This window comes from Arthrobacter sp. NPDC080031 (assembly GCF_040702485.1).
GTDB lineage: Bacteria > Actinomycetota > Actinomycetes > Actinomycetales > Micrococcaceae > Arthrobacter.
This window is the reverse complement of the sequence record NZ_JBFBLA010000012.1, coordinates 37913-51041: the sequence shown is the minus strand read 5'-3', so window position 1 is coordinate 51041 and position 13129 is coordinate 37913. Positions and strand designations below refer to the sequence as shown.

General features: G+C 64.6%; 9 protein-coding genes and 1 pseudogene. 4 read left to right on the top strand and 6 right to left on the bottom strand.

Annotated features, from left to right (window positions below; genetic code table 11):
* Nucleotides 1–30 precede the first annotated feature (30 nt).
* The 3 genes and pseudogenes from AB0323_RS11885 to AB0323_RS11875 all read left to right on the top strand — a co-directional run bounded on the left by AB0323_RS11885 (nucleotide 31) and on the right by AB0323_RS11875 (nucleotide 3468).
* Complete coding sequence (locus AB0323_RS11885) at nucleotides 31–1293, top strand: MFS transporter (RefSeq protein WP_366177490.1); 1263 nt, start codon at nucleotides 31–33, stop codon at nucleotides 1291–1293.
* A gap of 70 nt (nucleotides 1294–1363) precedes the next feature.
* A complete protein-coding gene (locus tag AB0323_RS11880) occupies nucleotides 1364–2620 on the top strand; it encodes an MFS transporter (protein WP_366177489.1) in 1257 nt (418 codons plus the stop codon).
* 286 nt (nucleotides 2621–2906) lie between these two features.
* Nucleotides 2907–3468 (top strand): annotated as a pseudogene (locus AB0323_RS11875) (dihydrofolate reductase family protein).
* A 508-nt stretch (nucleotides 3469–3976) separates the two neighbouring features.
* Here the strand turns inward: AB0323_RS11875 and AB0323_RS11870 are convergent.
* Nucleotides 3977–4492, bottom strand: a complete 516-nt coding sequence (locus AB0323_RS11870) for a hypothetical protein (RefSeq protein WP_366177488.1) — start codon at nucleotides 4490–4492, stop codon at nucleotides 3977–3979.
* A 499-nt stretch (nucleotides 4493–4991) separates the two neighbouring features.
* A complete protein-coding gene (locus tag AB0323_RS11865) occupies nucleotides 4992–6221 on the bottom strand; it encodes an IS110 family transposase (RefSeq protein ID WP_366177600.1) in 1230 nt (409 codons plus the stop codon).
* 287 nt (nucleotides 6222–6508) lie between these two features.
* On the opposite strand from AB0323_RS11865, the gene mobF reads away from it, so the two are divergent.
* Nucleotides 6509–10201, top strand: coding sequence for a MobF family relaxase (gene mobF, locus AB0323_RS11860; RefSeq protein WP_366177487.1), 3693 nt, complete (start codon nucleotides 6509–6511; stop codon nucleotides 10199–10201).
* Nucleotides 10202–10782: 581 nt separating this feature from the next.
* Here mobF and AB0323_RS11855 read toward each other — a convergent pair.
* Genes AB0323_RS11855 through AB0323_RS11840 form a run of 4 tightly spaced genes read right to left on the bottom strand, consistent with a single transcriptional unit; the run spans nucleotide 10783 to nucleotide 12915 of the window.
* Nucleotides 10783–11055, bottom strand: a complete 273-nt coding sequence (locus AB0323_RS11855) for an Ada metal-binding domain-containing protein (RefSeq protein WP_366177486.1) — start codon at nucleotides 11053–11055, stop codon at nucleotides 10783–10785.
* 5 nt (nucleotides 11056–11060) lie between these two features.
* A complete protein-coding gene (locus AB0323_RS11850; RefSeq protein ID WP_366177485.1) occupies nucleotides 11061–11795 on the bottom strand; it encodes a 2OG-Fe(II) oxygenase in 735 nt (244 codons plus the stop codon).
* Nucleotides 11792–12406 carry a methylated-DNA--[protein]-cysteine S-methyltransferase gene (locus AB0323_RS11845; RefSeq protein ID WP_366177484.1) on the bottom strand — a complete coding sequence of 205 codons (615 nt, stop codon included), beginning with the start codon at nucleotides 12404–12406 and terminating at the stop codon, nucleotides 11792–11794. Before AB0323_RS11845 ends, AB0323_RS11850 begins: the two co-directional genes overlap by 4 nt.
* Complete coding sequence (locus AB0323_RS11840) at nucleotides 12403–12915, bottom strand: sigma-70 family RNA polymerase sigma factor (protein WP_366177599.1); 513 nt, start codon at nucleotides 12913–12915, stop codon at nucleotides 12403–12405. Before AB0323_RS11840 ends, AB0323_RS11845 begins: the two co-directional genes overlap by 4 nt.
* Between the last annotated feature and the right edge of the window lie 214 nt (nucleotides 12916–13129).

The following is a 13129-nucleotide window of genomic DNA, read 5'->3' as shown; positions in this document are numbered from 1 at the left end:
AGTGCCGCATAGCTGACAGGAAGTTTCGACGTGACAACAGCCCTGAACCCGTCTCTCTCGTCCCCGCCACAGCTCCGGAACCCATACCGCTGGATGGTCTTGTTCCTCTGTTGGTTCGCTTTCACCATGACGTCCGTGGACCGCTCCGCGTGGGGGCCGTCCTCGGTCTTCGTCGGTGAAAGCCTGGCGGTTCCCCTCGCCAGCCTCGGTATCTTCGCCACGACCTATTACATCGGGTACGTCGTTTCCAACGCAGGCGGCGGATTCCTCACCGACAAGATCGGAGGCCGGCGCCTGATCACTATCTCGATGATCGGCGCAGGTGCTTTCATGATGGTCTTCGGTTCGACCACTTCCGCCGTCTTAGGCATCGCCGTACAGGGCGTGGTCGGCTTCTTCGCCGGTGCTGACTATGCCGCCGGAATCAAGCTCCTCTCCAGCTGGTTCCGTCCGGAGGAGCTCGGGAAGGTGATGGGCATCTTCACTTCCGCTACATCCTTAGGTGTCGTCATCGCGAACTTTGCGGTGCCGTTTCTCATTGCCCAGTTCGGTTGGGGCGCTTCCTATCACCTCTTCGGTGCCATCTCGATAGTTTCCGGCATCGTTTGCCACCTCATATTGCGTCCCGGTCCCGTTGTTGCAGTCGCTGCCAATCCCGCCGGCAGCCCCAAGCGCCCGTCGGCATGGCGCACCCTCTCCAGCAACCGCAATCTGCTCCTCGTGGGCCTGGCAGGATTTGGCGGGTTCTGGGGAACCTACGGCTTCGTCATCTGGTCCAACGCCCTCATGATCAAAGGACACGGCGTTGCCCCGGCGACGGCGGGCGTGATTGTGGCGCTATTTGCCGCACTGGGTGTGTTCGGCAAGCCGATAATCGGGCTCGTGGCCGACCGTTTCAACGGTGCCCGCAGGGTGCCCTCGATGATCGTGCTAGGTGGATTTGCGGTGATGCTCGTGGTCTTCGGCATGCTGGACAGCGTCCCGGCGTTCCTCATCGCAGCTCCGCTGCTGGGACTTTCCGCCTATTGCTACCTGCCGCTGATCGTGGCCCTGATCCCGCGGCTCGTGAGCAGCGAGATGGTCGGAACCGCCGCCGGACTCACCAACGCGCTCTGGCAGGTTGGCAGCGTCTTGGTGCCGATCGCCGTCGGAGCTGTCTTCGCCGCGACCCACAACTCATTCCTGGCTGCCCTCGGCACTCTCGCCGTGGGCCCGCTCGTCGGAATGGTGGCCATGTACTTCGTCAACGAACGCCCCGACGAGGTCAAGGTCATCGTCACGGCCGAGGCGTAGCAGCTTGACCCGGCTCCAACCGAAGCGGAATCAAGCAGGCGCTGGACTGCTTCTTGTGCTCAGTTGCGCCATGGGCGTCGGGCCCCTCCTGATATATGGGCTGAGCGCAACCAGCAGCCTCGTCATCGACAGCCTTAAGATCACCCCCGGGCAGTTCGGGCTGCTGGCAGCCGTCTGTTTCCTGGCCGCCGGGGTCAGTTCGGGCATGTTCGGCCGCTTCAGCGACCGGATGCGGGGCGGGACCCAGATCTGCCTGATTTTCGGCGGCGCCGCAGCGGCGATGATGCTGGTTGCGGTGTCCGGCAACTTCCTCTGGTTGGTCCTGGCCGTGGTACTTTCAGGTGCCGCCCAGGCCCTCTCCAACCCGGCAACCAACCGCCTGGTGATGGACCATGTACCGGCCCACAAACGCGCCGGCTGGATCGGGGTCAAGCAGTCCGGCGTGCAGGGCAGCCAGTTCCTGGCCGGAATCGCTTTCCCGGCCGTTGCGCTGGTGACGGGGTGGCGTGGCGTCGCCGGACTCAGCTGCGCCCTTGCCCTGGTCCTGCTCGTCGTGGCCTGGCGGTCGATTCCGACGTCCGCCGGCCCTGCTGTTCTGAACTCCCGGCGAACCTCAGCTCCGTCGGAGGACACGGTACTGGGAGGAACCGCCGCTTCTCCAAAGGTTGCCGGCACGGGACAGGGGGAACGGGGCCGTCTGCCGGGCACCGTCTGGGCCTATGCGGCTTACGCCCTGCTTTCCGGTTTCGGCATCCAGGCGACCAATGTGTACCTCCCCCTGTTTTCACAGCGTGAAGTGGGTTTCCCCCTCGTCCTCGGGGGGCTGACGGCGGCAGTTGCCGGCGTCATCGGCGTGGTGTCCCGCATTGTGTGGGGGCAGCGGATCATGGAAAAGGGCAGCCCGTTTACGCTGTTGCTCACCCTGGGGCTGGGTGCCGCCGCCGGCGCGGCCCTCCTGCTGGCGGCCGGCCTGACGCAGTCAGCCGTCCTGCTCTGGTGTGGGGTGCTCCTGCACGGGGCCATGGGTCTCGCGATCAACGTCGTGGTCATGGCGGGCCTGATGCGGGATGCCCCTCCCGGCAAGGTGGGCGCAGCCTCCGGGCGGGTGGCGGTAGGGCTGTATCTCGGCTTCGCCGCTGGGCCCCTGGCTGTTGGAGGGCTGCTGACTGCGTTCAACGGCTTCATGGCTGGGTGGTGTGTCGTGATTGGGGTCTACCTCGCCTGCGGGCTGCTCGCAGCGATTACTCGTCATCGGATGCCGGGAAGCCCCCAGAGTTGGAGCCATACCATCCTCGACAAGGCAGACGCTCCACAAGCCGCGCCCTGAACCCAATCCACCAGTGTGGCCCCTGATTTCGTTCACGGCCTGGGGAGGCGTCCATCGCCGAGATGACATTTCCCGTCGCCAGCTTCTACACTGCCTTCCAAACAGCCGAGGAGTATCGGCTTGTATCCTCAGAGCGCACGGAGCCTTCGGATTCCTGTGGCATCCCGATCATCGCAGTTACGGTGGCGCCATGAGGGACGGGATGCTGGTGATGGTATGCGGGACGCCGGTGTTCCCGTGCCGTGCCGGTCTGCAGCCGAGTACCGACTGACGGAAGACTGGAGCCATGCGGAAACTGATCTACGGCATGAATCTGACACTGGACGGCTACATCGCCGCGCCGGGCGACGACATCGGCATGGAGCGGGCCGAGTGACGAACTCTTCCAGTGGTGGCTCGATCAGGAGCGGGCGAGCAGCCTGTCGCTGTACGGGCGGAAGCTGTGGGAGACAATGAGCTCCTACTGGCCGACCGGCGACCAGCAGCCCAAAGCCACCCCGGCGGAGATCGAATTCGCGCGGAACTAGCGAGACACACCGAAGCTATTGTTTTCCTCGACGTTTGACAAGGTAGACGGGAACACCCGCCTGGTCACCAGCGACGCGATCGCCGAGATCACACGGCCCAAGGCCGAAGACGGCGGCCCGATGAGCGTCGGCGGCGCAACGCTCGCCGGGGCGGCCATGCGGGCCGGGCTGATCGACGAGTACGTGCTGGTCACTCATCCGGTTCTGGACGGCGACAGGCCATTCTTCACTGGGCTGGACAGCTGGATGAATCTGGACCTCGTGGAGACACGGACGTTTCCCGGTGGCGTGGTCCTGACCAGATACGAGACGAGGCGCTGAGCGCGATTCCTCCGCGGTCGGGGGTAGTACATCCACCACCGACGGCACCAGCGGCGGCCAGCAGATAGTCCGGATGGTGCTTGCTCACCACCCGGGGACCAGCTCCGCTCGTATTCCGGCCCTCCAGATCCCCGTATGATCCACCCGTAAACCACCCTAGCTCCACGGTTTTACTCTCCGTCGCCTCGGGAACCCGCTCCGGACCATGGCTTATTGACACCCTGCGGTCGAGGGTCTCAGATTTCAACCGGACGCTAATCCCCAGGAGCGTCGACGTCACCCTGCAAGCCCGCCGAGCGGGACGATCTGGCCAACATGTTTGGCCACCTCGACCGCGATTCTGGCCTCCTCGCTCTCGTCCCCGAGGGCGGGCCCGCGTGGAAAGGCTGCGCCTCTCCTTAGGCTGGGCCTCTCCTTAAGCTGAGGACTCCCTGGGATTGCCTGCCGGGAACTGGTTTGAATAGGTTGTGGGCTAGAACGCCTTGCGAAGAGATGGTCAGACGGAAGGCTATTCGCTGGAGTCGGGCTGATCGAAGATCTCGACAATTACCTCGGAGCAAAAACGAACCCAGCCGACACACATGACCAACGGGAGAGCCGCCGCCTCTTTGGGGTGGGCAAAGATGTTGCGCATCTTCCTCATGTCGTGCAGACGGTCAATGTCGGCTTGTGCGAAGCCGGGCAGGTCGAGGAGCTTATCGATGAGTCCGAATAGTTTAACGCGAGCGCTAGTGGAATCCAGACGTATTCTGACGGCAAGTTCTACACCTTGGAGCGCCTTTTCCATCGCAACGGCGGCGAACTCATATTGAAGGACACTGGCGACAAGAAGTTTGCTCGCGACAGACAGTAAGCCGGCAACTTCTACGGGCACGGTGTTGGACGTGGGGAATTCCGAAACCGCAGCAGAAAGGGATTCTGCAGTGGCGTAAATGGGTGGCTGTGTATCGCTGGTCGACACGATTGACATCCGAGCCGTGAGTGGATCGAGCTTGAATTTCGCGTACCCCGGTTCATCAGCCATGGCATGAATGATAGTGCCCCGCCGTCTATGCCACGTGAGGGCAGTTGGCGTGGGCCTTGGCGAAAGCGCCAGCCGCGTTGCTGTTGAACCGCTCGAAATCTGCCGGATCGTTGATGCGTGCCATTTACCGCCAGCAGTAATCGTGTCCACGTCTTTGTACTAGTGCATGGCGTGGATCCCGGCGCCAATGCTGGGCGCAAGAGGTCTGGGGGCCTCCCCCGATACCGCATTCGGCGGACGGGCGGAGCGGATTGCGTGCTACTTCGTCCCCCGTCTATGCCCGTGCGGCCGAATCGCACGGGACCTGCAGATTTCCAGTTCTCTTCTCGCTGGCGGGGACACAGCACGAACCCCCACCCGAAACCCCAAAGACCTCATCCTCGGCCCACCACGAGGAACTCCCGCGTCAACTGCAACATTTACAGACCCGTGAATAACCCGGGCAGGGCGTAGGTGACCGGCCGGAGGTGTCGCCTGCCGGAAATAGGTGGTTTGGAAATCAGGCGGCCGGGTCGATGACGACGGTGTGTCCGAGCCGTTCGAGTTGGGTGACCAGGCGGCGGGTTTGGGCCTGGTCGTAGCGGCGGTGCAGGCACTCCGGTCCGAGGTCCCGGTAGGGCTCGTTGCGCTCAAGCATGTAGTAGGCGCTATCGAGGATCGAATGCGCGCCAGCCACCTGCGCCCGTCTGGCGCCACGGCGGGAGGCGATCCTCGCCTGCTGTGCGGCGAGGTAGGTGTTCTTGCTCCGAGCCGCCGACGCCGCCGCCTCCACCAGTGCCGAAGTAAGCCACTTGTTTCCGTGCCTCGCACCGGCCGGAGTCCTGCGCCCTGCCGACTCGTGAATGGCCGGCGCGACACCTGCCCAGGCCGCCAGATGCGCCGCGGACGGGAACCGGGACATGTCACCGCCGGTTTCGGCGATGATGACCTGCGCGGTTTTGAGTCCTACCCCGGGGATGGTCTGCAGCAACTGAATCTGGTGGGCCCACGGCCGCGAAGCGGCCGCAATGGCCTCATCCATGCTCACTAAAGCTGCCTCAACCCGGTCCAGGCGACCCAGCATCGCCGCAGCTAGCCGGGCGTGGTCCGCGTCGAAGTGGCCGGTCAAGGCCTCGACCAGGTCAGGGATCTTGGAGCGCATCTTTCCTTTCGCCAACTGCGCCAAGACCTCCGGATCAGCCTCCCCGGCGATCAACGACGCAAGCATCGCACGTGCCGAGACCGTGGTGACGGACGACGCGACCGAGGATATCTTGATGCTGGCGTCTTCGAGCATCTTCTCCAACCGTCCCGCGTCCCTGGTCCGGTTCCCCATCAACTGCACCCGGTAACGGGTCAGCAGACGCAGACGGCGGACCGGCGGAGGCGGCACGAACGAGGGCCGAAGCAGGCCATGCTCCAGGAGCTGTGCGATCCACTCAGAGTCTTTGACGTCCGTTTTACGGCCCGGGACGGCCTTCATGTGCGCGGCGTTGAGCAACCAGCAATCCATCCGCTCTTCCAAGGCGTACAACACAGGTTTCCAGTAGGTGCTGGTCGACTCCATCGCCGCCAAAGTCACCCCCTGCCCGACCAGCCAGTCCCTCATCAGCTCAAGCGAACGCGTCATGGTCCGGAACGTCCGCGTCTCCCCGTGACGACCGCCGTCCGGCCAGGGCGTGCGCACGCACACAGTCACCGTTTTCTTGCCGATGTCCAACCCGGCAACGCGCTCGAACATCACGTCCATCACAATCACCAATCCTTCCAAGCGAGAACCAATACTGGCGCGGCTTGGAGGATCCTCTGACAAGGAAACAGACCCGCGTGCTCTTACGGCAACAATCCGGCACACCCAAGGACCCCGCGTCATACACGTCTGCGGGCTCACCCGCACCAATGTGAATAGACGCCGCCAAGCGGCACCACAATTCGCATCCCTCGGCCCGCGGAAGATACTCCCGCATCAGCTACACCTCTGGCATCCAAGCGGGGAGCGGGCATTATCGACGGAAAAGAGACAGGCCGCCGGTAGTCATGTCCCTGAACCCGTTGCAGTCAATGAAGGGGCGTGAAGCAACGGCGAAACACCATCACCACCCCCTGCCCGGAGTGCGGTTGCTGCCCGCATTCCGCGGGTGTTCCTGGGGCATCGCGGTGACGATGTCCATCGCCCGGCTGTCTGCGGATGCCGGGGTGAAGTACCTGCTGAAGACCACGGCCCATGGTGATGCGACCGTGCGCAATCTGACGGACTACTACACGAAATCCGGGAACCCGCCCGGGACCTGGCTGGGCAGCGGCATCGACGGCATCGGCCTGGCCCCCGGCACCGCCCTGACGGATGATTCGGCGAAGGCAGTCTTCGAAGGAGCGCTGCATCCGATCACCGGTGAGCCGCTGGGCCGCCGACACGTGCAGCGGGCCACCGTTCCGGCAGGGCCGGGACCGAAAACCGGAACAACAACGCGTTACCCCGTTGCCGGGTTCGACTTGACGTTCAGCGTTCCGAAGTCGGTCTCGGTCCTGTGGGCGCTCAGCCCGCAAGACGTGCGGGATCAGGTGTTGGCGGCGCATCACCGTGCCGTGCAGGACACCCTGGTCTGGCTCGAGTGCCGGGCCATCGGCACCCGGACGGGCCGCAACGGCGTGGCGCACGTCCCGGTCCGCGGAGCCATCGCCGCCGCGTTTGATCATTGGGAATCCCGGGCCGGTGACCCGCAACTGCACACCCACCTGGTCATCGCCAACCGCGTCCAACGGACCATCGACGGGGCGTGGACCACCATCGATTCCCGGACCCTGTACAAGGCGGTGGTCGCGGCCAGTGAGCACTACAACGGCCTGCTCTTCGACGAGCTGCGGCGCAGCCTGGGAACCGAGACCGAGCTGCGGGCACCGGCCTCGGTCGAACGCAACCCCAGCCGCGAGCTATCCGGGGTCGATGCCGGGCTGATCACGGAGTTCTCCGCCCGGGCACGGATCATCGAACTGGAGAAGGACCGGCTGGTCCGGCTCTGGAATCTCGAACACGGGACCAATCCCTCCGACTCCACCGTCCTGAAGCTGCGGCAGCAGGCAACCCTGTCCACCCGGACGGCCAAGGACGCCCAACCCGTACCGCTGGTCGAGCGGCTTGCGTCCTGGCGTCGCCGGGCCGAAGGCTTTGGCTGCAGGCCGGAACGCTTGATTGCCGGCACTGTCGACCAGTCCCGCACCCGGCCCCTCACGATTGCGGACCTGTCCCCGGAATGGCGGCAGGTCACCGGGCACCTGGTGATGGACCTGGTCGCCCAAAAGCGCGCCACCTGGAACCGGTGGAATCTGCTCGCCGAGGCCCAACGCGTCTGCGCCGGCGTCCGGATGGCCAGCCCGGCCGAACGCACGGCGATGATCGAGGCCCTTGCCGACGAAGCCCAGACGTTCTCAGTCCCGCTGAACGACTACCGGTACGTCGCTCCGGAGAACGCCTTGGCCGATCTCGCCACGGAGGGGCACACGGTCTTCGACCCGGTCACCGGCCGGGTCTTCACCAACTCCCGCATCCTTGCCGATGAGGAAGCCATCATGGCCGCCAGCCGCGCCACCGACGCGCCGGGCTTGGAGCCTTGGGACGCCGTCGACGCCGTCACCGCCACGCCCGGCAGTGCGAGGCCCGTCCTGTTCGCGGACCAGCGGGACGCCGCCATCCGGGTTCTGAGCAGCCGGCGCCGTCTGGACGCGCTCACCGGCCCGGCCGGGGCAGGGAAGACCGCCACCATGAAGGCCGTCAGCGACTGCTGGCAGCAGGTCCACGGACCCGGCAGCGTGGTCGCCCTCGCCCCGGCCGCCGTGTCCGCCGACGTCCTCGGCGACGCGCTGGGACTCGAAGCGGAGAACGTCACGAAATGGCTCTACGAATCCAACGGCCCCGGAGCAGCCAACCGCGCCCGACGCTACCTCCTCGCCGAACGCGCCCTGGAACACTCTCAGGCTACTGGCCCGACCCAGAAGCGGCGGCGGCAGCAGGCGGCACAGGTCCTCGCCACCGTCACCGCCGAACAGTCCCGCTGGCAGCTCCACCCCGGCCAGCTCGTCATCATCGACGAAGCGTCCATGGTCCCCACCTACCAGCTCGCCGCCCTCACCGCGATGGCGTCCGCGGCCGGGGCGAAACTGGTGCTGGTCGGTGACCCCGCCCAGCTGGACTCCATCGACGCCGGCGGGATGCTCGGCTGGCTCGACCGCACCGACCAGGCTGTGCGGCTGACCTCACTGCACCGCTTCACCCATGCTTGGGAAAGCGCCGCCTCGCTCCAGCTGCGGGCCGGGAACTGGGCCGGGGTCCTGGAGTACCAGCGACACGGCCGGATCCTGGCCGGCAACGACCACAGGATGATCGACGCAGCCTACGCGGGATGGGCCGCCGACGAGAAAACAGGGATGGCCTCCATCCTCATCGCCCCGGACAATGACACCGTGGCCGTCCTCAACCGCCGCGCCCAGGACGACCGGGCCGCCGCCGGAGCCGTTGACACCCGGCACACCGTGCCCCTGGCCGACGGCCTCAAAGCCGGGTGCGGGGACGTGATCCTGGCCCGGCGCAACGACCGACGGATCAGGGACAGCATGGGCGGGTTCATCCGCAACGGCACCCTCCTGACCATCACCGCACACCCCACCAAAGCCGGCACCGTGCCCTGCGTCAGAAACGACACCGGCGCCACCATCAACCTCGACCGGAGCTACCTGTCCGGGTTTGCGGAGTTGGGGTACGCGACCACAGCGCACCGCTCGCAGGGAATCACCGCCGATACCGGCCACATTGTCGTCACCGAAGGCAGGCTCACCCGCGAACTGTTCTACGTCGGCATGACCCGCGGCCGGACCACCAACACCGCCTACATCGTCGAACCCGACACCGACGCGGACGAACGGATTGATCCGACAGGGCTGCCCGGCTGGCCGGAGATCCTCGGCCAGGTCCTGGCCGCCGAAGGCGCCGAACACACCGCACACGAAACCCGGCAGGAACTCCGGGACAGCACAGATACCCTCGACCAGTTCGCCGCCGAGCACGACTACCTCACCCAACTCGCCGCCGACGACGACCTCAGGGATTTCCTCAACGCCAGCTTCCCCGGTTCGGCCGATGATCTGCAGCACTCCCCGGCATGGGGGCCCGCCGTCGCCGCCTGGAAGCGGCTGGCAGCACATAACCGGAACCTGGCCGAACACGAAGTGCTCAACGCAATGACGCCCCGCGGCGAAGCCCGCGACCTGACCGCCATCATCCACACCCGGCTACGCACCGCCGCCAACCTCCACGAAGCACCCGAAGGGCTCGTCCGGTGCCCCAGCAACCGTCCCGACCTGAGCAACCTCATTACCCAGGTCGAGCAGCGCATCCGCAACCGCGCCAAACTCGTGGCCACACGCATCCCCACCAGCCAGGAACCATGGATGCAGGACCTCGCCTCACAACTCCAGAACATCCCGGACCCGGACCGGCGACGGCAAACGCTACAGGAAATCCTCATCTACCGGGACCGCTGGGCCATCACCGACAACACCAACCCGCTCGGAACCCCTGCGAGCTGGGAGGAACCCGACATGCAAAGCCAACGCCAACGGCTCCAGACGAAGCTCTCCCCTGCTACCCAGACCCGGACCAGCCCCGCCATGGCAGCAGGGTACCCCTACCAGCGGTCCCCCTCGACATGGGACATGGGACTGCGGATCTACAGTTAGAAGTCATTTTCCACAGCGCTGGCCGAAGGTGCCGACCGCTCAGAAAGTGGAATCCTTTCGATAACGAGAAGCGAACGAATCTCACGACAGCGGAAATGACCGTGCTCAGAGTCGGTGCTTTGGAGCCCATCGGTCGCATCCCATTTGATGCCTCTTACAAAAGCCCACGTGGACGGCACGTATGAGATATCGGGGCGCGCTCCCCGGCAACAGCAACTCTTGGCGAAGACTGTCGCATTCCAATGTTTGTCCCCCGCCTTGGAGGCAGGGCGTTTCAGGGCTGCCGGGACCTCACGTCGGATACATCAAGCGCCACCCCCGTGGGCACTTTTGGGCACATTTTGGGCACATCCCATGTAAAAACGGGTGATTTGAGGTAACCAGAATCCTTGAATTCTAGGGATTTTTCATGCCCTCATTGGGGCTGAAAAGGTTTCAAATCCCACCGTCACCGCCACTTGAAAGGCCCCTGGTTTCCTTTGTTTACAAGGAATCGGGGGCCTTTTGCTTTGCCGGAGAGACCACTCACGCCATCAATGCCCCAGAACCCGGAAAACCACCGTCCAGGCCATGGAGCCCGACTAGGTCGAGGGCCCGGCGGTCGTTGTTTTCTTCCATGCCTGGTGGCGGTCTTTGCAGCAGGCTCCACATGGCCGATAACCAGCGGCGAGTGCGGTGGCTTCGTCGAAGAAGAACAGGCGATTCTTGGCGTACCCGCCACGTGCGATCGCGCGTAGAGCGGCGGGGCAATCGAGGCGTCCGTAGATTTTCCCACCGCGGTGACCGCCCCACGTGCCCTTGATCGGAGATGTGTAGGGGCGGCCATCGGCCCCGGTGAGCATGTAGTTCTTCACTATCCTCATGCTGCGTCGTGGAATACCAGGGCGAGTGTGTGACGCTCGCCGGAACGGATGGCCGAGACGCCGTGCCGGACTGGTGCGGCGGACCAGCCGCGAGCCGATTTCACAGGGCGGTCGCGGGTGGTGAACACGTAGCCGTGTCCGTGGGGCAGCAGGGTCGCCGTGCCCCGCGATTGTGCGCGTGGGCGTTGTTCGAGCAGCAGGAACTCGCCGCCGGTGTGGTCCACGCCCGGCTCGTTCAGGTTGATGACCACTTGGAGCGGGAACACCAGATCCCCGTAAAGGTCGCGATGAAGCGCGTTCCAGTCCTTCTCGCCGTACTTCAGCAGGATCGCCGTGGACTTGGTCTGACCGGCGTCGTGGCACATCTGCAGCCACTCGTCGAGAGTGTCCGGCCACGGAGTTGGTCGACCAAGCTTCGTCCACCAGTCGCGGGCGATAGGCAGCAGCCGGGGGAAGAGCGCCTGCTTCAGCCGCTCGATGGGTTCGGGGTAGGGAGCCCGGAAGTACCGGTACGCGCCCTCGCCGAAACGGTGACGACCCATGTTGATCGTGCTGCGGAACAGTTCGTCGCTCTCGTACAGGCCACGAATCTCCGCGGCCTCCCCGGGCGTCAGGAGCTGCGGGAGAAGCGCCCCGCCGTACTCGTTTATCTCATCGGCGACGACCGACCAGTCGGCCGACTCGACTCGATCACGCCACGGGTTGTCCGCCCGGGTTTCTCCGCCAGTCATGCTGCAGCCTCCAGTTCAAGCAGCATCGTCTTGGCCTCCAGGCCGCCGATGTAGCCACCGAGGGACCCATCGGTGCGCAGCACGCGGTGACACGGAACGACGACCGGGAGGGGATTGGTCGCGCAAGCAGTGCCGACGGCACGGACTGCCTTCGGGTTGCCGACCATCTGGGCCATCTCCTTGTAGCTGCGGGTCTGGCCATAGCCGATGTCCGGCAGGTGCCTCTGGACGAGCTGGCGGAAGCCACGTGACAACGACAGGTCCAGCCGCACATCGAAGCGCTTCCTGCGGTGCTCGAAGTACTCGTCCAGTTCACGTGCCACGACCTCCAGCTGTTTCGGGGAACGCAGAATGCGCGGGCTGATTTTCTCCGACAGCGATTCGAGCACACGGTCGTGGTCCTCGACCGCGTACGCGACCCGGACAAGTCCTGTCGGCGTGGCTACGAGCAGCAGCTTCCCGACAGGGCTATCCACGGTCGTGTAGGCAACGTCGAGGAGGCCCTCCGCGTGTGCCGCGACCTCCAGTCGGCGATGCAGCACCGCCAACTTCTCGGCGTCGATGGGCGCTGCCAAGCCCGTGAGGGTGTCATCACCCTGGATGTCACTCATGATCTTGCCCCTTTCGCCAGCTCTGACTGGCTCCGCGCGCCTGGATAGTTCCTTCTGAGGTTCTTGAGGCCATCGGCCGAGGCTCTTCGTGCGGCCTCGGCTGTACCGCCGAGAATTGTCGAGATCTCCGCGTACGACATCCCGACGAGATAGCGGAAAGTGATCGCCTGCCGCTGTTTCTCAGGGAGCTTGCCAACGTAAATCCACACGTCGGTGTCATCCGCACCGGGAATTCCCAACGCGGTCGGAGCCTCAGGCAGCTCCGCCACCGGCAAGGGGATTCGCTTCGCGGCCCGGTGGACGTCAATGGCTTTCCGGCGCGCGATCGTGACCAGCCAGGCTTCGACGTTCGCAGTCTCTGGAAGTTCCGGGTAGGCACGCATCGCGGCAAGAAATGTCTCCGACCACGCGTCATCCGCGTCATGCACCTCCAAAAGCGCACGACAGACCCGAAGCACGGTAACGCCGTGCTGGACGACCACTGTCTCGAACGGTTCCTTCATGTCCATCTCATTGAATACGGCCAAGGCGAGTCTGTCGTGATGTTCATTGCTCTTTCCTTCCGTCTCTGCCGTTCTGTCTGCTGTGAAGACGGGCACCGGGTTGAAAACGTGAGATGTCATTGCCATCCGCGCTCCCAGCTAAACAATTCCGCTTAAACGCTTGATCAAAGACCCACCACCAGCTATTCTTGCCGTGATTAAGCGTTTAATCACAAGTCCT